We start from the raw sequence: 18,268 nt of genomic DNA, 5'->3' as shown, positions 1-18,268 counted from the left end.
CCTTGTGGATAAGCCTTTGCGCATCCACAGGGGGTGTGGCAAAAAGATGTCTCAAGACGCGCTGCAGGAGAGCATGCTCTCCGATCGATTCGCTGCATTTACGTCTCAAAATGTCCGGATAAAATACAGTACCGGCAATATACGAGAGGTAAAATCCTATCGGCTCAGTGAGCTGTTCTCAGCATATCGCGACATATTGTGGGATGATGGACGGCATAAATACAATGTCAGTTCGTTCATCGGCGAGATAGACGAGATTCTGCTTGGCGAACGCTTCAGTGCTTTCGACCAAGGCACCTTGGATACCCTGATCGGTACCTTGCGCCAACGTGGCAACAGCAACGCAACCATCAATCGCAAGATGGCTGCGCTGAGCAAATTGCTGCGCAAGGCTCATAAAATGGGGGATATCCACAGCTTGCCCGAGTTCCGCCGCCAGAAGGAGCGGGCAGGGCGAATCCGTTTCCTCGAAAAGGACGAGGAAGCACGATTGTTCGCGGCCATTCGCAACCGCAGCGAGGACGCCTACCGGCTTTCCATTTTCCTTGTCGATACCGGTTGTCGTCTCGGTGAGGCGCTCGGGCTGATCTGGAACGACCTGCAGCCGACACGTGTCAGCTTCTGGATTACCAAGTCGGGCCGCAGCCGCACCATTCCGTTGACCCTGCGTGCGCGGGAAGTCGTTGCTTTTTCAGGTGAGGGCCGGCGGCCGAAAGGTCCGTTTGCCATGCTGAACCAACCGCAGTTCCGCCAGATCTGGAACGAGGCGAAGACGGAAGTTGGTCTCGGCGCCGACGAACAGGTGGTGCCGCATATCCTGCGCCACACCTGTGCCTCCCGGCTTGTCAAGGGGGGATAGACATTCGCCGCGTGCAGATGTGGCTCGGTCACCAGACCTTGCAGATGACGATGCGCTATGCGCACCTCGCGACCAATGATCTCGATAGCTGCGTTGTCGTGCTTGAAACCCGGCCCACGGCGCCTGCCGACGGCGCGAACCTGTCTCCTCTGGAGAGCGTTGCAGTCAAGCCGCGCAAGCCGCGGGCGAAGAAGAACCCGACTTCAGCCAAATCCGAGGACAAGAAACGCGCCTGAACGAGTTCGATGCTCGTTCGCGTTCACAAGATCACGGCTGCCGTTCCGCGGCGTCGATAAAATTGGCGATGGTTCCAGGCAGTTCGCCGTTTTCCAGGAAGGGAGCATGACCCTGGCCTGCCGCGGTCACGGTCTGCAGCCTCGGGTGGCGGCGCGCCATTTCCTGCAGAGTTTCTTCCGACAACAACCTTGAGTTGGCGCCACGGACAGCCAACATCGGCACCTTGCCAAGTGCCTCGAACTGCGGCCAGAGGGACGGCAGCGGTTTGGTCAGATCGACGGCAGCCAGCGTCTCGACCAGTTTTGGATCGAAGTCCGGAACGAGCTTGCCATCCTCCTCCCGATAGACGGCGGCGACCATGCGCTCCCAGTCTGCAGTGATCAGGGCAGGAAAGTCCTGGCCGTGAGCCGCCTTCTGAGCTTCGACGGCTTCCGCCAGATTTTGGGGTTTTCGCGCCTTCTCGAGATAGGATTTTATATGGGCCAGCCCAGCGATTTCGAGCGCCGGTCCGACATCGTTGAGCACGATCGCCTTCAGGATCGTGGGTCTCAACATCCCCAGAACGTGGATGATCAGGCCGCCACGCGAGGTGCCGATGAAGGCGGCTTGCTTGATAGCCAACTGATCGAGGCCCGCCAGAATGTCGTTGGCTTCGACGCCCACCGTGTAGTTGGCGACATCGGTGTCATAGGCGGATTGGCCGCGCCCACGATAGTCGAATGAAACAACCCTGCGTTGTGCTCTGGCTTCGTTGGACAGATAAAGCGCCAGTTCATGGAAATCCCGCGCATTTCGGGTCAGGCCTGGCAGGCACACGACCGGCAGGCTGCCGTGATTCTGTTCGCCGTAGATCCTGGCGTGCAGTTTCAGACCATCCGCAGAAGAATAGAAAAAATCGGAAAAACCTGCTGTCACGCCTGGCTCCTTCCCGCAGTGCCACCTTGCAAGGGCTACAGGCGAGGAAGGGCGGCGTCAAATCGGGTTTCTCCGAATGAAATCGGACGACGTTTCAGCGAACAGGAAGCGGGGCTTTTGCCGTCTATTTTCGTCCGTTGACGAGATCGCCGACGATATCGAATTCGCCCGAGATGCGCATCTTGTAGACTTCGTAGTTTTCCATCACGCGCTGGATGTAACTTCTTGTTTCGGCGTAAGGGATCCGTTCGATCCAATCGACGACCGTGTCGATGTCCTTGCCGCGGGGATCGCCATAGCGCTTGATCCACTGGTCGGCCCGGCGTGGTCCGGCATTGTAGCCCGCAAAGGTCAGCACATAGGAGCCGTTGTAGCGGTCGAGCTGTTGACCGAGGAAGGCCGCACCCAACGTCGCGTTGTAGCCAGGGTCGGTGGTGAGCTTGGCTTCTGAAAATGCCATGCCGGCCTTTTTCGCGAGCTGTTCGGCTGTGCTGGGCATCAATTGCAGCAGTCCGAGCGCGCCAACGCGGGAAACCGCACTGATGTTGAACTCGCTTTCCTGACGCGCAATGGCATAAGCAAGCGCCTTGCCGGAGCCGGAAATATTCGCGGTTTCGGGAATGACCCCGATCGGATGCGACAATGCCCCGACATTGACACCATTCGCCGCCGCGATCTTGCCGATTCTCAACGCAAGGAAATGATTGCCTCGTTTTCCGGCCATCTCGGCAAGCAAAGCCACCTCGCCGGGGCTGGTCAACTGACCGGCCAGATCGACATAGAGTGTATTTGCGTAGCGCTCATAACCTGCTTCCTGCAGCCGGCCGATGGCGGAAACCGCTTCCCGTTTCGAAAAATTTTGCCGGTCGCTGTCGCTCGGTTGTGGGGTGGTAATGTTGAGCGTGCGGCTGCCAACGCGCTCGCCGGCCAATTGGCCATAGAAGGTCGTGCCGAATGCCGCGGCTTTCATGAAATATTCCCTGGGATCGCCCGGGCCGCCGGCTTCAGCGGCCCGGCCAAGCCAGTAGTAGGCGCGCGAGAGCGAAAGGTTGCCCTGGGCAAGATTGGCAATACGGGAGAAATGCTCAGCCGCCTTAGCCGGATCTTTCAGGCCACGCAGGGCATACCAGCCGGCGTGGAACTCAGCGTCGGCAGCATTGGTCGGACTTTCCGCCATATGTGTCGAGACGATCCGGTAGGCCGTCTTCATGTCGCCCTTGTCGACGAGTTCGCGCGAAAGCACGCGCCGTTCGACCCACCATGCGTCGGGGTCGACGAGTGCGGCGCGGTCGGTGGGAGCCTTCAGGATCAACGCCGCCGCGTCGTTGAATTTCTTGCGCTTGCGCAGATATTCCGCCTCGGCAAACAGGTAGCCTGCGGAGCGTTGCTCCGTCGGAACCGCGGCCAGCAGTTTCGGGGTGTTCTTGTCACCTTCCGAGGCGGCCGCCCAGGCATCGGCCAATTCCTTCGCGCCGGCCAGCATGGCGACGCGCTGAGCCGAGCCAACCCGGTCTGCATAGAACATGCGCTCCATGCGATAACGATGGTCCGCCGTTGGAATGATTGGGCCGAACTCGTTGATGATCGTCGTCTCGTCCTTGGCCTCCAGTTTTTCTGTGCGCCAGAACGGGGAGAGCACGGATTGCGCCGCCTTTACGTCACCTTTGGCGACATAGGCGCGGGAGAGCGCGATGATGCCCTCGGCCGTTTGCGGCTGACTGCCGTCAAAAGCCTTGATGACGATGTCCGCGCCTGGATTTTCCCGGACGAGGGCACGCTCGCTGTTCCTGCGCAGCGTTGCCATGCCGGGCCAGCCGGGAAGCAACTCGGAGGCCGCGGCGATTTCACCCGATGGCACCCTGTCGCCGCCATAGAGCGCGATGGCCCAGGCAAGGATATGATGGTCGAGCGAGGAAACCGGAAGCTTGTCGCGGGCTGCGCGCGCGCCGTCAAAATCCTTGGCCGCAAGCGCGTCGAGACCGATCTTCAACTGCATCGGATTGAAAGCCGGCAGATCCTGCTTGTTCGGCACGGGAAACATCGGCAGCGCATCGGACAGGCGCTTCTCGATGCCGCTGCCAATGGCGATCGCCGGCGCCAGCACCACGATCGCTCCAAGGATTGCAAAACGATAGAGCCGTCTGGCGGTCATGATTCCGGTCTGTTCAAGGTGTCGACGCGCTACACATAGGTTGGGATTGTTGAAACCCCAGCAGTCGCTTGCGCGAAGCCGATAAAAGAAAGGTTATCGGTTCCGTTTCCTTTGCCGTCTTCCGCGCCGGCTCTACTTGCCCCAGAACAGTGTCGAGACTATGGTGCCCGGCCTTTCGATGGGCTAGAGCCGTTCAGGATCGGCCTGGTTCGATCGATACCCTGAAAAAGAAGCTTGGAAACCGTTGGGTTCCGTGGAGTTTGAAGACATGCTGAGAGGCTCGCTGACTGCGCTCGTGACACCGTTCGAAAAGAGCGGGCGCTTCGACGAGAAAGCCTTTCGCGCGCTTGTTGCCTGGCAGATCGAAGAAGGAACCCGCGGGCTGGTTCCGGTCGGCACCACGGGCGAATCTCCGACGCTGTCGCATGAAGAGCATCGTCATGTTGTGAAGACCTGCATCGAGGTCGCCAAGGGCCGCGTGCCGGTGGTGGCGGGCGCCGGCTCCAACAACACCGAAGAAGCGGTTGGTCTGGTGCAGTTCGCCGAGCAGGCCGGTGCCGACGCTGCCCTGGTGGTGACACCCTACTACAACCGGCCGACCCAGCGCGGCCTCTACCAGCATTTCGCTGCCGTCGCGAAGGCCACCAGGCTTCCGATCATCATCTATAACATCCCGCCGCGCTCGGTGATCGACATGATGCCGGAGACGATGGGGCAGTTGGCCAATGATTTCAAAAACATCGTTGGCGTGAAGGATGCCACCGGCAAGATCGAGCGCGTGTCCGAACAGCGCGCTACCTGCGGCAAGGACTTCATCCAGCTTTCGGGCGAGGATGCGACGGCGCTCGGTTTCAATGCGCATGGTGGCGTCGGCTGCATCTCGGTCACGTCCAATGTTGCGCCACGCCTGTGCTCCGAGTTCCAGGAAGCTACGCTTGCCAATGACAAGGAGCGCGCGCTGGAACTGCAGGATCGGTTGCTGCCGCTGCACAAGGCCATCTTCATCGAGCCAGGCGTTTCGGGCGCCAAATATGCGCTTTCGCGGCTTGGTCGTGTTGAGAATGCTGTGCGCTCGCCGCTTATGACGGTTGAGGAGAGCACTGCAGCCAAGATCGACGCGGCGATGAAATTTGCGGGTCTCTTGAACTAGGCTGTCACGGGTCTAGAGCGTTTCCGTTTTTCACGGAAATGCGGGAACGCTCTAACTCTTTGTTTTTTCGCAATTCCAGACGGAAAACCGTTGCACACTTTTCCTGGAATTGCTCTTGCGGAATTCGACCCGCATTGCCATTTGATGGCTTCTTTTCCGACGCGTCTCGGGTGGCAGGGCCTGCCGTGGCGCGCCGACAGTTGATTGAAATTGAATGCCATGAACCAGGTGAAGAAAGCCGACCCCAACAACAAGACCGCCGCGGAAAACCGCAAGGCGCGTTTTTCCTATGAGGTGCTCGACACGGTCGAGGCTGGCTTGGTGCTGACCGGTACCGAGGTGAAGTCTTTGCGTCAGGGCCAGGCCAATATCCAGGAATCCTACGCTTCGGTGGAGGATGGCGGCATCTGGCTGATCAACTCTTATCTTCCGGAATATCTGCAGGGCAACCGTTTCAACCATGAGCCGCGGCGGCGGCGCAAGTTGCTGCTCAACAAGCGCGAGATCGCGAAGTTGGGGCAGGGCGTCGCGCGCGACGGCATGACTCTGGTTCCGCTCAAGATCTATTTCAACGACAAGGGCAGGGCCAAGCTGTTGCTCGGTCTGGCGCGCGGCAAGAAGTTACACGACAAGCGCGAGACGGAAAAGCAGCGCGACTGGGCCCGCGAAAAGGGCAGGCTGCTCAAGGAGCGCGGCTAGACGTCTGCCGAAGAAACTGCTCGCGTTGTTGGGCAGTGCAGCTTATGCCGGACCCAGTGCTGCCCTGATGTCTGAAAAGACCTTCATGAACATCTCCGTCGTGAGCACGCCGGTATTCGTGTTGTAGCGGGAGCAATGATAGCTGGAGAACAGCTGGATTTTGCCTGTGTCATAGTTGCCGCCGTGCTTGAACGGGAAGGCCGCGACGCGCAGTCCAAGGGCTCGAACGGTCGATTGATGCGCAATCGCCCCCAGCGTCAGAATGGCACGCAGATTTGGAAAGCGCGCCATTGTCGGGACGAGGAAGGTCCGGCAGGTCGCGATCTCTGGGCCGGTCGGCTTGTTCTCCGGCGGCACGCAACGCACTGCGTTGACGACGGCTGTGTCGACAAGCTCCAGGCTGTCGTCCGGCCGTGCCTCGAAGCGTCCGCGAGCAAATCCATGGGCAATCAGCGTTGAATAGAGCAAGTCACCGGCATAATCGCCGGTAAAAGGCCGTCCGGTCCGGTTGGCACCACGCAGGCCAGGTGCCAGGCCGACGATCAGCAGACGTACGCTGTCTTCTCGTCGGTCCGGTGCACTGCCTTTGGGCAAGAAGGCCGGCACGGGGCCGTTGAACCAGTCAGGTTCGCGTTCACGCCAAGCGGCAATGAAGTCGTGCAGGCGTGGGCAAAGCGGACAGTCGTGATCGGGTTCGGCGGAGACAAGCATGCCTCGGTGCTACCATCTGCCGGCCCCCATCATCAATACTGGTCGTCGTCATCATCCTGGGCGGCCGCTGGTTCGGCACGCCGGACCGGACGATCCGTCGGATCACGGCCAACCTCGTTCTTCAAGGTCATCAGGTCGATGAAATGGTCGGCCTGCCGGCGCAGGTCATCCGAGATCATTGGCGGCTGGGAAGCCATGGTCGAAACGATCGAGACCTTGCGGCCACGCCGCTGCAGGGCTTCCACCAGGGTGCGGAAATCTCCATCACCGGAAAACAGCACATAGTGGTCGACGACATCGGCGAGTTCCAGCGCATCCACGGTCAGTTCTATGTCCATGTTGCCCTTGATCTTGCGGCGGCCTGCAGCGTCGGTGAATTCCTTGGCTGGCTTGGTAACAACTTTGAAGCCGTTATAGTCGAGCCAATCGATCAGAGGTCGGATTGAGGAGTATTCCTGATCCTCGACCAGCGCAGTGTAATAATATGCGCGCAGGAGATAGCCGCGCTTCTGGAAGCTGGCCAGAAGTTTACGGTAGTCAATGTCGAAGCCCAGGGAACGGGACGTGGCGTAAAGATTGGCGCCGTCGATGAAAAGAGCGATCTTTTCGCGTGGGTCGAACATGGCAATATCCTTCTTGAAAATAGGCAATACGATAAGTACGTCTGGCAAGGTTTCTTAAGAAAACCGCCAAGCCCCTATTCTTTTGGAAATAACGCCCGGATGATGGCATTCCAAGGGTAGGCAGGGATTGAGCAAGAAATTGTGATCGCAGACAGACCTGGTGGGTGCTTGAGGCGCGCCGCGCTTGTATTCCAGGCCGGTTCGGGCTATGGAGCCCGCCAGATTTCCAATAGATCAAGAGCATGAAAGGGGCATCGGATGGCCCGCGTAACCGTTGAAGATTGCATCGACAAGGTCGACAACCGCTTCGAGCTGGTGCTGTTGGCCGGTCACCGCGCCCGTCAGATCAGCCAGGGTGCGATGATCACCGTGCCGCGCGACAACGACAAGAACCCGGTCGTGGCGCTGCGCGAGATCGCCGACGAGACGCTCTCGCCGGGCGACCTGAAGGAAGACCTGATCCATTCGCTCCAGAAACATGTCGAGGTCGACGAGCCGGAAGCACCGGAAGCCGAGGCGATCACCGATCAGACCGGAACCGCTGTTGCGGCCGACGCCGACGAGCCGGAAGAGAACATCACTTTCGACCGCATGTCGGAAGAGGATCTGCTGGCCGGTATCGAAGGCCTGGTTGCTCCGGAAAAGAACGACGATTATTGATAGCCGGCGGGGCTTAAGCCCTTTCGCGCCATAGTTTTCGTGGCTATTTGTGACATGCGTCGCTCGGCGAGCGGCGCATGATTCATTTCAGCGTTGCGAGAATCCGCCCATGATGCGTCAGTATGAGCTTGTCGAGCGCGTCCAGCGCTACAAGCCGGACGTCAACGAGGCGCTGCTCAACAAGGCCTATGTCTATGCCATGCAGAAGCATGGCCACCAGAAGCGTGCTTCTGGCGATCCTTATTTTTCGCATCCGCTCGAAGTCGCAGCCATCCTCACAGATATGCATCTGGATGAGGCAACCATTGCCGTTGCCCTCTTGCATGACACGATCGAGGACACCACCGCCACGCGTGCCGAGATCGATGAGCTCTTCGGTCCCGACATGGGCAAGCTGGTCGAGGGCCTGACCAAGCTGAAAAAGCTCGACCTCGTCTCCAAGAAGGCGGAGCAGGCCGAAAACCTGCGCAAGCTTCTGCTGGCGATTTCCGAGGATGTGCGCGTTCTCCTGGTCAAGCTCGCCGATCGCCTGCACAACATGCGCACGCTCGACCACATGCGCGAGGACAAGCGTCTGCGCATCGCCGAGGAGACGATGGAGATCTATGCGCCGCTGGCCGGACGCATGGGCATGCAGGGCATGCGCGAGGAGCTCGAGGAGATCGCGTTTCGCTATATCAATCCGGAGGCCTATCGCACGGTAACCGCGCGGCTCGCCGAAATATCGGAACGCAACAAGGGCGTGCTGACCGAGATCGAGAACGCGCTTTCAGCTTTGTTCAACAAGCATGCGATGAAGGCCAGCGTCAAAAGCCGCCAGAAGAAGCCGTGGTCGGTGTTCCGCAAGATGGAAGCCAAGGCACTGTCCTTCGAACAATTGTCGGACATCTTCGGCTTTCGCGTCGTGATGGACACGGTCGAGGATTGCTACCGCGCGCTTGGCCTGATCCATACCACATGGTCAATGGTGCCCGGACGCTTCAAGGATTACATCTCGACGCCGAAGCAGAACGACTACCGGTCGATCCACACCACCATTGTCGGTCCTTCGCGCCAGCGTGTCGAATTGCAGATCCGCACGCGCGAAATGAACAAGATCGCGGAATATGGCGTAGCCGCCCATTCGATCTACAAGGATGCCGCTGGCAAAAGCAACGGCACACACATCATCTCCAAGGAGACCAACGCCTATGCGTGGCTGCGCCGTACTATCGAGCAGCTGGCCGAAGGCGACAATCCGGAGGATTTCCTGGAGAACACCAAGCTGGAACTGTTCCAGGACCAGGTGTTCTGTTTCACCCCGAAGGGCATGCTGATCGCGCTGCCGCGCGGCGCGACGCCGATCGATTTCGCCTATGCCGTCCACACCGATGTCGGAGACACCTGCGTCGGTGCCAAGGTCAACGGCCGGGTCATGCCGCTGATGACCGAACTGAAGAATGGCGACGAGGTCGAGATCATCCGCTCGAAGGCGCAGGTGCCACCCGCGGCCTGGGAATCGATCGTGGTCACGGGGAAGGCACGCGCTGCCATTCGCCGCGCCACCAAGAACGCCATCCGCAAGCAATATTCGGGGCTTGGTCTGCGTATCCTCGAACGCGCCTTCGAGCGTGGTGGCAAAACCTTCTCGAAGGAAAACCTGAAACCGGTGCTGCACCGGCTGGCACGCAAGGATATCGAGGACGTTCTGGCCGCCGTCGGGCGTGGTGAGCTCGCTTCGGCGGATGTCTTGAAAGCCGTGTTTCCCGACTACAAGGACGAGCGCGTCACAGTCGCGCCGAAGCAGCGCGAAGAAGGCTGGTCGCGCATCCGCAATGCTGCCGGCATGCTGTTCCAGATGCCGGGGCGCGCCGCTCGCCGCGACAAGACACAGCCGCGAGACGATGCGGCGGTGCCGATCCGCGGCGTGCGCGGCGATCTGCCAGTGCGCTTCGCGCCTGAAGGCGCGGTTCCCGGAGATCGCATCGTCGGCATCATCCAGCCAGGCTCCGGCATCACCATCTATCCGATCCAGTCGCCGTCGCTGACCGCCTTCGATGATCAGCCGGAGCGCTGGATCGACGTGCGCTGGGATATCGACGAGAACAACCGGGAGCGGTTTCCGGCGCGCATCTCGGTGACGGCCATCAATGCGCCGGGTTCTCTTGCTGATATCGCGCAGGTCGTGGCGTCAAACGATGCCAACATCCATACGCTGTCGATGGTGCGCACGGCGCCCGACTTCACCGAAATGCTGGTCGACCTGGAAGTCTGGGATCTGAAGCACTTGAACCGGCTGCTGTCGCAGCTCAAGGAAAACTCGAGCGTCAGCGATGCGCGGCGTGTCAACGGATGATTGGAGCCGCAAGGCATGAACACGGCTGAAGTGCTTGATATCTTTCGCTCGGCGGGCGCGGTGCTCGAAGGTCATTTCATCCTCACCTCGGGCCTGCGCAGCCCGACCTTCCTGCAGAAGGCGCGCGTGTTCATGCATGCGGACAAGACTGAACGCCTCTGCAAGGCGCTGGCCGACAAGATCCGCGCCGAGGTAGGGGGACCGATCAACTATGTCGTCGGTCCTGCCGTAGGTGGTCTGATCCCTGCCTACGAGACGTCGCGTCATCTTGGCGTGCCGGCGATCTGGGTCGAGCGCGAGCAGGGCGTGTTCAGACTGCGCCGGTTCGACATCGAGAAGGGCGCGCGCGTCGTCATCGTGGAAGACATCGTCACGACCGGCCTGTCCATCCGCGAGACGATCGAATGCCTGCGCGATCTCGGTGCCGAGGTGCTGGCAGCCGCCTGCATCATCGATCGTTCGGCCGGCAAGACCGACGTCGGCGTGCCGCTGATTGCACTCGCGCAATATGAGGTTCCGGCGTATCCTGCCGATCAGTTGCCCCCCGAGCTGGCCGCCATTCCGCCGGTGAAGCCGGGCAGTCGCACGCTCTGATTGGTCCGTGTGGGGTTGGCCTGATCGACATGTTGTTCAAGCGAAGAAAAGCGGAAAGTCTTGGTGAACGCCTGCGGGTGTGGTTATGGCCGCGCCGCTCGTTGTCGCGATCGTTGCGCTATTATGCCAGGCGCATCGTGCGGCTGGAGGCATCGCCGCATGCCGTTGCCGCCGGGGTGGCGGCGGGCGTGTTTGCGTCTTTCTTCCCGCTTGGACTGCATTTCGTTGTTGCTGCGGCCGTATGCTGGCTGGTCGCCGGTAATCTGGTCGCCGCCGCCATCGGTACCGCGCTCGGAAATCCGCTGACCATGCCGTTTCTGTGGGGTGCGTCCTGGGAGACCGGCAAGCTGATTTTGCACCAGCACCTGCCACGCAAGGGGGTGCCGGAGCATCTCGGTGCCATGATGGAGCATTTGAGCCTGTCGCAGCTTTGGGAACCGGTGTTGAAGCCGATGACTATCGGCGCAGTTCCACTTGGTCTGCTCACCGGCGTTGTCGCTTATGGGCTTACGCGTTGGGGGATGACGGCGTTTCGCGAGCGTCGACGCCGGCGGCTTGCCGAAAGGGCTACGCATCATCGGGTATCAGGCGCTGATGCCCTGGGTTCGGCGACACGATGATCATCGGTATCGGTTCCGATCTGATCGACATCCGTCGTATCGAGAAGTCGCTTGAGCGACATGGCGAACGTTTCGTCAAGCGGGTCTATACCGATGTCGAGGAGGCCCGGTCGGAAGGCCGCCGAGCCCGCGCAGCCTCCTACGCCAAGCGGTTTGCCGCCAAGGAAGCCTGTGCCAAGGCTTTGGGAACCGGCATCGCGCAGGGTGTGTACTGGCGGGACATGGGCGTAGCCAACCTGCCGAGTGGCAAGCCGACCATGGTTTTGACCGGTGGCGCAGCAGTCCAGCTCGGGAAGCTTCTGCCTTTCGGCCATCACGCGGTGATCCATCTCACGATCACCGATGATTTTCCGCTTGCTCAAGCCTTTGTGATCATCGAGGCACTGCCGGTCGCAGAAGCGCCACAGTGATGGAGGCTGGAGGGGTTATTGACGTTGTCCGACAAGACAACGGCGTTGCCCGGCAGCCGGTGACCCCGTATATGAACGGCGGGACAATGCATCAGCCCGAAAGTCGGAATCGATTTTCGGCAAGAAGGATGTGTAGATAAAGTTTTAGAGCGTTCCCTGTGCGTTCGAACAAGCGCGCGGTGCTCTAGCGAGGATGAGATGAGCGTGGCTGACAAATCAGAAAAGAAAAGCGGCGGACTTGGCGAAACCGTAAGCGTTATCGTGCAGGCTCTGCTTCTGGCGCTTGTCATTCGTACCTTGTTCTTCCAGCCCTTCTCAATTCCTTCCGGTTCGATGCGGCCGACTTTGCTGGAGGGCGACTATCTCTTTGTCACCAAGTGGGCCTACGGCTATTCGCGCTATTCACTGCCATTTGGACCAGATCTGTTCTCGGGTCGCATCTGGGGTTCGGAACCGAACCGCGGCGACGTGGTCGTCTTCAAGTTCCCACCGGATCCATCCGTCGACTACATCAAGCGGGTCGTCGGCCTTCCGGGCGACAAGATCCAGATGAAGGGTGGCCAGCTCTTCATCAATGGCGTCGGCGTGCCGCGCACCAAGGTTGGCCAGATCGACAATCCCGATATCACCGAGAAGAACGGGCCTGTCGACGTCTACCGCGAGACGCTGCCGAACGGGGTGAGCTACGACACGCTCGACCTGACGCCAAACGGCATCGGCGACGACACACGCGAATTCGTCGTGCCGGAAGGCCATTATTTCATGATGGGTGACAACCGCGACAACTCCAGCGACAGCCGGTTCAGTGTCGGGTATGTGCCTGCGGACAATCTTGTCGGTCGCGCCAACATCATCTTCTTCTCGATCGCCGGCGGTGCCAGCCCGCTCGAAATCTGGAAGTGGCCGTCCGAGATGCGTCCGTCGCGCCTCTTTTCCTTCGTTCACTGACAGATGACGGCGCCCAAGCGTTTAACTCCCGAGGCATTGGCTGCCGTCCTGGAAAGTCGAACCGGTCATGGTTTCCGCGATCCCAAACGTTTGCAGCGTGCGCTGACACATGCCAGTGCTCGCGGCAGCCATGCCGGGGTCGACTATGAGCGCTTTGAATTCCTGGGCGACCGGGTGCTCGGCCTTGCAGTTGCGGATATGCTGCTGGCCGATTTTCCGGACGCACCCGAAGGCGAGCTGTCGGTGCGGCTGAATGCATTGGTCAACGCCGAAACGTTGGCGCAAATTGCCGATGAGATCGGACTGGCCGATTTGATCCGGGCGGGTAGCGAGGTCCGCAACCTCGCCGAACGCAAGCGGGTCAACCTGCGCGCCGATGCGCTTGAATCGCTGATTGCCGTCATCTATCTCGACGATGGGCTCGACGCAGCCAGGCGCTTTATCCACTCCTATTGGAGGCCGCGCGCCAAAGCTGTTGGTGCAGCGAGACGCGATCCAAAGACCGAATTGCAGGAGTGGGCGCACCAGGCGGCAGCCGCAACCCCGGAGTATCGCATCGATAGCCGGGAAGGGCCCGATCATGACCCGCTCTTCACCGTAACAGTGAGCGTTGCCTCCAAGGAAACGGCGACGGGCACCGGCCGCTCAAAACGTGAAGCGGAACAGGCCGCAGCTACGGCGCTTCTGCTCCGTGAAGGAGTATGGGCCGCCGAAGGAGACAATGTGCGATGACGGCAGACATGAGCGCAGGGACAACCCACTCTGGTTTTGTCGCGCTGATCGGCGCGCCCAATGCCGGGAAGTCGACGCTGATCAACCAGTTGGTCGGTACCAAAGTGTCGATCGTGACCCATAAAGTGCAGACAACCCGCGCCCTCGTGCGCGGCATTGCGACCCACGGAAGTGCACAGATCGTGCTGGTCGATACGCCCGGCATCTTCAAGCCAAAGCGGCGACTCGACACTGCGATGGTTACCACCGCCTGGGGTGGAGCCAAGGACGCGGATCTGGTTCTGGTGTTGATCGACGCTGAACGCGGCATCAAGGGTGACGCCGATGCCATTCTCGACAAGCTGGCCGATGTGCGCCAGCCGAAGATACTGGTCCTGAACAAGGTCGACCGCGTGAAACCGGAGACGCTGCTGACGTTGACAAAGGCTATCAACGAGCGCGTTGCTTTTGAGCGCACCTTTATGGTTTCGGCTCTGACAGGCTCCGGCTGCAAGGACCTGCTCAATTATCTTGGTGAGGCTTTACCGGTTGGTCCCTGGTACTACCCGGAAGACCAGATATCCGACCTGCCCATGCGCCAGCTCGCCGCTGAAATCACGCGCGAAAAACTTTACCTGCGCCTGCATCAGGAACTGCCTTACGCCTCCCATGTCGAAACCGAGAAGTGGGAGGAAAAGAAAGATGGCTCGGTGCGTATCGAACAGGTGATCTATATCGAGCGCGACAGCCAGAAAAAGATCGTGCTTGGCCACAAGGGCGAGACCATCCGTGCAATCGGCGAGTCCGCTCGCAAGGAGATCGGCGAAATCCTGGAGCAGAAGGTCCATCTCTTCCTGTTCGTGAAAGTTCGGGAAAATTGGGGCGACGACCCTGAGCGCTATCGCCAGATGGGGCTGGATTTCCCGCACTAACGGGCTGTCCGTTTGTCGCGTAACTGTCATATGCGACACCTATAGCCGTCGCGTCCCGGTGGCGTTCGTTGCGTCGGGGCAGCGGCGGAACGATGCGCATGAATGGACTTACCGGTACCACGGGCGGCCTTTCCCGGCCTGAGCTCGAGCGTGTTGCGGTGGCTGAGCTTCAGCGCGTGTTGCGAGCCAGCGTCGATCCGTCCAACGAGGAGACCATTGCAGCCTCGGCATTTGTCGGCGGCAGCATCGCGGCGGCAATCGTCACTCTCTCTCCGCGCCAGCGCCGGGCATTGGACCGGCTGCTCAAGAACCCATCGAAGCTTGCCGCCAAGATCGTCAAACTCCTCCTTGTCGATGTCGCCCAGGCATCGGAAGGCCGGGGACCGGTGCATGAGAGCGCCACTTTGCTGGAAAGCCCCTTGTCAGAATCTGCCTCGGAGCTTCCGTCGCAGCGCAATGGTCTGGCGTCCGTCCTGGTCGAGGAGTGGGCAGGGCAGGTGGCGGGCTCCACCTATCTGGAAGAAACGTTGCGCATCCCACGCTCCACTTTGCATCGTTGGCAGCGGCGGGGTGAGGTGATTGCGCTGCGCACCGGCGGCAGGAAACACGTCTTCCCGCTCGCTCAGTTCATCGACGGCCGCCCGGTGCCGGGGATTCGTGAGGTGCTTGGGTTCATCGGCCATCCGAGAACGGCCTGGTCGTGGCTTATCCGGCCGGCATTGGAGTTCGGCGGCGAGGCTCCGCTCGCGCTTCTGGCCAAGGATCACGCAGGCGACGTCATCCGCGCTGCCGAGGCCTTCGCGGGGTCGCCGACCGAGGTCGCCTGACTGCCTTTGGCAAGTCTGCCTTGTGCTCAATTTTCTTTAGCCGGCACAAAATTATTCGGCGAATGACCGGTCTTTTATGACAGATTTTTGTCGATGTGCCGTATGTGCCAAAAGTCCTTAAATATCAACATGTTAGTTGTAAATTTACAACAAGCTGCGGGCGAATGTCCTGTCCTGCCGTTGTGCAGTGCAATATTCGTTGAAAGTGAAAACTCGATGGGTATTGTCCCGGCAGAAAGGGGCGCTCGGGCGTCACCTTTCGAGTGGCGGTTGGTGGCAATGGCCTTCAGCCAGAAATCTGAAAACATATTTTTGAAAATTGACTGGAGAGGTCAAAATGAACATCAAGAGCCTCCTTCTCGGCTCGGCTGCGGCACTGCTCGCAGTTTCCGGTGCGCGCGCCGCCGACGCTGTTGTGGTCGCCGAGCCGGAACCCGCTGAATACGTCAAGATCTGTGACGTCTACGGCGCCGGCTACTTCTACATCCCGGGCACCGAGACCTGCCTGCGCGTCGGTGGTTACATCCGCTATGACGCCGGCTTCGGTGACGTCGGCTCGTTCGATGGCTCCGTCGCCACCGATCGCCTGGACGGTGACCGCAACCACACCTACGCAAAGAATGCCCGTTTCGCTCTGCGCACCTGGACCGGTCAGGAGACCGAATACGGCACGTTGAAGACCTTCACCGAGACCCGTTTCCAGTTCGGCAACACCAACAGCAACGGCGACGCTGTGAACAAGAACGTGTCGCTGAACTTCGCCTGGATCCAGCTCGGCGGCCTGCGCGTCGGTAAGGACGAAACGGTGTTCGATTCGTTCATCGGCTACGCCGGTAACGTGATCCAGGACACGCTGATCCCCTACGGCGGCAAGGACACCAACCTGATCAGCTACACCTTCGATGCCGGCAATGGCTTCTCGGGTATCGTGTCGCTGGAACAGGGCTCGGGCAGCTACTCCCGCGTCAAGCGCGTGGGTGACACCTGGACTGTCGACAGCAACACCATCGACAGCTACGTTCCGCACGTGGTCGGCGGCCTGAAGTACAAGGGCGACTGGGGTTCGCTCACCGGCGTCGTCGCCTACAACAGCGCTTACGAAGAATGGGCTGGCAAGGTTCGCCTCGATGTGAACGCAACCAGCGACCTCACCCTCTTCGTGATGGCTGGTTATGGTTCGGACGACAACATCGACCGCAACCAGTACAAGCCTTGGGGCGGCAACTGGGCTGTCTGGGGCGGCGGTACCTACAAGTTCGACTCCAAGACCAAGTTCAATGCCCAGGTTTCGTATGACGACAACCGCAGCCTCGCAATCGCTGCCAACGTTGCCTACGAAATCGTCCCTGGCTTCGTGATCACGCCTGAAGTCGACTTCGTCAACGAAGGCCGCTACGGCAAGGCCGGCTACCTCGGCAGCTGGACCAAGGCTGACAAGAAGAACAGCTTCGGCGGCATCATCCGCTTCCAGCGCAACTTCTAATCGACCTCCAGTCGATCTGTTGCGGCCCGCGGCATTCGCCGCGGGCCGTTTGTTTTGGCGGGAGATTTGAAGCCCTCTGCCTGCTCCTTGATTTCCCAGCCGAAGGCGTCAAATCTCCCGCCATGGAATGGCGCGACGAGGGAATCATACTCGGCACCCGCAAGCATGGCGAAACCAGCGCCATCCTCGAGGTGATGACGCGCGCGCATGGCCGGCATCTCGGCCTGGTGCGCGGCGGCCGCGCACGCAAGATGCAACCGGTGCTGCAGGCCGGCAACCGGGTCGACCTGATCTGGCATGCCCGACTCGACGAGCATCTCGGAACGTTTCAGGCCGAAGCCATCGAAATGAACGCGGCACGCTTGATGGACAGTGCGGTCGCCGTCTACGGCTTGCAATTGCTGGCCGCCAATCTCCGGCTTCTGCCTGAGCGCGACCCACATGACGCGCTTTACGAAACTCTGGCCCTCATCATTGCCCATCTGGAGGATGCCGATGTTGCCGGCGGGTTGGTTGCGCGGTTTGAACTCATGATCCTCGACGAACTCGGCTTCGGTCTCGACCTTTCCGAATGTGCCGCTACCGGGACCAAGGAGAACCTGGCCTATGTCTCGCCGAAGTCGGGCAGGGCGGTGTCGCGCGAAGCGGGAGCGCCCTGGCACGACAAGATGCTGGCGCTGCCTATGTTCCTGCAGCGCGGCGCCGGGCTGAACGCGGATCTTTTCGCGGTGGAGCAAGCCTTCAGGCTGACATCGTTCTTTTTCACCCGTCATGTCTACGAGCCACGTGGCGTCGAACCGCCGGATGCCCGCTCCGGCTTCATTGCCGCCTTGCGCAAGCATCATGCTGCCCACGGCTCGACCAAGGGAGACACCGCCGCATGAGTGCCGTTGAACTCTATCCCGGCCGGATTTCGCCGATGGGCGTCGGCACCATTCCGCATGCCGACATGCTCGCTTATTCAGGACTGGAGCTGCTGCAGCGTGTCATCGACGGTCGGTATCCAGCGCCGCCCATGGCGTATCAACTGAGTTTCGCCCTCACCGAGGCAGAGGAGGGGCGCGTCGTCTTTCGCGGCATGCCCAACGAAAAACATCTCAATCCCATGGGTGGGGTGCACGGCGGCTGGGCGGCGACCGTGCTCGATTCGGCGCTCGGCTGTGTGGTGCAGACATTGCTGGCCAAGGGCGAAGCCTATGCGACGGCGGAATTCAAGGTGAACCTGATGCGACCCATCACGCCGAACATCGGCGAGGTGGTTTGCGAGGGCAGGATCATGCACAAGGGGCGCACGCTGGCCGTATCGGAAGCGACCCTGAAGGACAGTGCAGGCAGGCTACTGGCCTTCGGTACCGAAACCTGCTCGATCTTTTCGGTCGCCAACCTGGCGGCCCGATAGGCG

The 18,268-nt window shown here is 60.3% G+C and carries 18 protein-coding genes and 1 pseudogene; 15 read left to right on the top strand and 4 right to left on the bottom strand.

The annotated features are described in order from the left end of the window. The first annotated feature begins 46 nt into the window (after window positions 1-46). Window positions 47-1,095 (top strand): annotated as a pseudogene (locus tag ACFJIU_RS15440) (site-specific integrase). 31 nt (window positions 1,096-1,126) lie between these two features. Here ACFJIU_RS15440 and ACFJIU_RS15435 read toward each other — a convergent pair. Together ACFJIU_RS15435 and ACFJIU_RS15430 are read right to left on the bottom strand one after the other, a co-directional pair. After that, entirely contained in the window at window positions 1,127-2,011 is an 885-nt protein-coding gene (locus tag ACFJIU_RS15435) for an alpha/beta fold hydrolase (RefSeq protein WP_379061183.1), read from the bottom strand. Window positions 2,012-2,135: 124 nt separating this feature from the next. Then, a complete protein-coding gene (locus ACFJIU_RS15430; RefSeq protein ID WP_379061181.1) occupies window positions 2,136-4,163 on the bottom strand; it encodes a lytic transglycosylase domain-containing protein in 2,028 nt (675 codons plus the stop codon). 268 nt (window positions 4,164-4,431) lie between these two features. Here ACFJIU_RS15430 and dapA point away from each other — a divergent pair, with 268 nt between their 5' ends. Both dapA and smpB read left to right on the top strand, forming a co-directional pair. Further along, window positions 4,432-5,313, top strand: a complete 882-nt coding sequence (gene dapA / locus ACFJIU_RS15425) for a 4-hydroxy-tetrahydrodipicolinate synthase (protein ID WP_144223957.1) — start codon at window positions 4,432-4,434, stop codon at window positions 5,311-5,313. Between the two features lie 219 nt (window positions 5,314-5,532). Beyond that, on the top strand, window positions 5,533-6,012 hold the full coding sequence (gene smpB, locus ACFJIU_RS15420; RefSeq protein WP_129410455.1) for an SsrA-binding protein SmpB: 480 nt from the start codon (window positions 5,533-5,535) through the stop codon (window positions 6,010-6,012). 42 nt (window positions 6,013-6,054) lie between these two features. Here smpB and ACFJIU_RS15415 read toward each other — a convergent pair whose 3' ends face one another. Both ACFJIU_RS15415 and ACFJIU_RS15410 read right to left on the bottom strand, forming a co-directional pair. Next, window positions 6,055-6,723 carry a uracil-DNA glycosylase gene (locus ACFJIU_RS15415; RefSeq protein WP_379061178.1) on the bottom strand — a complete coding sequence of 223 codons (669 nt, stop codon included), beginning with the start codon at window positions 6,721-6,723 and terminating at the stop codon, window positions 6,055-6,057. Window positions 6,724-6,755: 32 nt separating this feature from the next. Then, window positions 6,756-7,346, bottom strand: coding sequence for an NYN domain-containing protein (locus ACFJIU_RS15410; protein WP_379061176.1), 591 nt, complete (start codon window positions 7,344-7,346; stop codon window positions 6,756-6,758). Between the two features lie 258 nt (window positions 7,347-7,604). Here ACFJIU_RS15410 and rpoZ point away from each other — a divergent pair, with 258 nt between their 5' ends. From rpoZ to ACFJIU_RS15350, 12 genes are all read left to right on the top strand, one after another. Next, complete coding sequence (rpoZ, locus tag ACFJIU_RS15405) at window positions 7,605-8,006, top strand: DNA-directed RNA polymerase subunit omega (RefSeq protein WP_239370515.1); 402 nt, start codon at window positions 7,605-7,607, stop codon at window positions 8,004-8,006. A 109-nt stretch (window positions 8,007-8,115) separates the two neighbouring features. After that, window positions 8,116-10,341, top strand: a complete 2,226-nt coding sequence (locus tag ACFJIU_RS15400) for a RelA/SpoT family protein (RefSeq protein ID WP_379061174.1) — start codon at window positions 8,116-8,118, stop codon at window positions 10,339-10,341. 15 nt (window positions 10,342-10,356) lie between these two features. After that, on the top strand, window positions 10,357-10,935 hold the full coding sequence (gene pyrE, locus ACFJIU_RS15395; RefSeq protein ID WP_379061172.1) for an orotate phosphoribosyltransferase: 579 nt from the start codon (window positions 10,357-10,359) through the stop codon (window positions 10,933-10,935). A gap of 101 nt (window positions 10,936-11,036) precedes the next feature. After that, a complete protein-coding gene (locus ACFJIU_RS15390) occupies window positions 11,037-11,555 on the top strand; it encodes a DUF2062 domain-containing protein (RefSeq protein ID WP_379061170.1) in 519 nt (172 codons plus the stop codon). Then, complete coding sequence (gene acpS / locus ACFJIU_RS15385) at window positions 11,552-11,965, top strand: holo-ACP synthase (protein ID WP_379061168.1); 414 nt, start codon at window positions 11,552-11,554, stop codon at window positions 11,963-11,965. The genes ACFJIU_RS15390 and acpS overlap by 4 nt, the downstream gene beginning before the upstream one ends. Window positions 11,966-12,163: 198 nt before the next feature. Then, the gene (gene lepB / locus ACFJIU_RS15380) at window positions 12,164-12,913 is read left to right on the top strand and encodes a signal peptidase I (RefSeq protein WP_379061166.1); all 750 of its coding nucleotides are present in this window, start codon (window positions 12,164-12,166) and stop codon (window positions 12,911-12,913) included. A gap of 3 nt (window positions 12,914-12,916) precedes the next feature. Beyond that, entirely contained in the window at window positions 12,917-13,645 is a 729-nt protein-coding gene (gene rnc, locus ACFJIU_RS15375; RefSeq protein ID WP_379061164.1) for a ribonuclease III, read from the top strand. Then, complete coding sequence (gene era, locus ACFJIU_RS15370; protein WP_379061162.1) at window positions 13,642-14,556, top strand: GTPase Era; 915 nt, start codon at window positions 13,642-13,644, stop codon at window positions 14,554-14,556. The genes rnc and era overlap by 4 nt, the downstream gene beginning before the upstream one ends. 98 nt (window positions 14,557-14,654) lie before the next feature. After that, window positions 14,655-15,383, top strand: a complete 729-nt coding sequence (locus ACFJIU_RS15365; protein WP_379061160.1) for a hypothetical protein — start codon at window positions 14,655-14,657, stop codon at window positions 15,381-15,383. Between the two features lie 337 nt (window positions 15,384-15,720). Next, entirely contained in the window at window positions 15,721-16,866 is a 1,146-nt protein-coding gene (locus tag ACFJIU_RS15360; RefSeq protein ID WP_379061158.1) for a porin, read from the top strand. Between the two features lie 122 nt (window positions 16,867-16,988). Then, window positions 16,989-17,750, top strand: a complete 762-nt coding sequence (gene recO / locus ACFJIU_RS15355) for a DNA repair protein RecO (RefSeq protein WP_379061156.1) — start codon at window positions 16,989-16,991, stop codon at window positions 17,748-17,750. Then, the gene (locus tag ACFJIU_RS15350) at window positions 17,747-18,265 is read left to right on the top strand and encodes a PaaI family thioesterase (RefSeq protein ID WP_379061153.1); all 519 of its coding nucleotides are present in this window, start codon (window positions 17,747-17,749) and stop codon (window positions 18,263-18,265) included. Before recO ends, ACFJIU_RS15350 begins: the two co-directional genes overlap by 4 nt. Window positions 18,266-18,268: the final 3 nt, after the last annotated feature.

Origin of the sequence: Mesorhizobium sp. UC74_2, from assembly GCF_042701485.1 — a bacterium.
In the GTDB taxonomy this organism is placed as follows: domain Bacteria; phylum Pseudomonadota; class Alphaproteobacteria; order Rhizobiales; family Rhizobiaceae; genus Mesorhizobium.
The sequence above is the reverse complement of the archived record's forward strand: the minus strand, read 5'-3'. Positions and strand labels throughout refer to the sequence as shown.

Coding starts and splice junctions, on each gene's coding strand:
- ACFJIU_RS15430 (WP_379061181.1), bottom strand. CDS start 4,163: ATGACCGCCAGACGGCTCTATCGTTTTGCAATCCTTGGAGCGATCGTG.
- dapA (WP_144223957.1), top strand. CDS start 4,432: ATGCTGAGAGGCTCGCTGACTGCGCTCGTGACACCGTTCGAAAAGAGC.
- smpB (WP_129410455.1), top strand. CDS start 5,533: ATGAACCAGGTGAAGAAAGCCGACCCCAACAACAAGACCGCCGCGGAA.
- ACFJIU_RS15415 (WP_379061178.1), bottom strand. CDS start 6,723: ATGCTTGTCTCCGCCGAACCCGATCACGACTGTCCGCTTTGCCCACGC.
- ACFJIU_RS15410 (WP_379061176.1), bottom strand. CDS start 7,346: ATGTTCGACCCACGCGAAAAGATCGCTCTTTTCATCGACGGCGCCAAT.
- rpoZ (WP_239370515.1), top strand. CDS start 7,605: ATGGCCCGCGTAACCGTTGAAGATTGCATCGACAAGGTCGACAACCGC.
- ACFJIU_RS15400 (WP_379061174.1), top strand. CDS start 8,116: ATGATGCGTCAGTATGAGCTTGTCGAGCGCGTCCAGCGCTACAAGCCG.
- pyrE (WP_379061172.1), top strand. CDS start 10,357: ATGAACACGGCTGAAGTGCTTGATATCTTTCGCTCGGCGGGCGCGGTG.
- acpS (WP_379061168.1), top strand. CDS start 11,552: ATGATCATCGGTATCGGTTCCGATCTGATCGACATCCGTCGTATCGAG.
- lepB (WP_379061166.1), top strand. CDS start 12,164: ATGAGCGTGGCTGACAAATCAGAAAAGAAAAGCGGCGGACTTGGCGAA.
- rnc (WP_379061164.1), top strand. CDS start 12,917: ATGACGGCGCCCAAGCGTTTAACTCCCGAGGCATTGGCTGCCGTCCTG.
- era (WP_379061162.1), top strand. CDS start 13,642: ATGACGGCAGACATGAGCGCAGGGACAACCCACTCTGGTTTTGTCGCG.
- ACFJIU_RS15365 (WP_379061160.1), top strand. CDS start 14,655: ATGAATGGACTTACCGGTACCACGGGCGGCCTTTCCCGGCCTGAGCTC.
- ACFJIU_RS15360 (WP_379061158.1), top strand. CDS start 15,721: ATGAACATCAAGAGCCTCCTTCTCGGCTCGGCTGCGGCACTGCTCGCA.
- recO (WP_379061156.1), top strand. CDS start 16,989: ATGGAATGGCGCGACGAGGGAATCATACTCGGCACCCGCAAGCATGGC.
- ACFJIU_RS15350 (WP_379061153.1), top strand. CDS start 17,747: ATGAGTGCCGTTGAACTCTATCCCGGCCGGATTTCGCCGATGGGCGTC.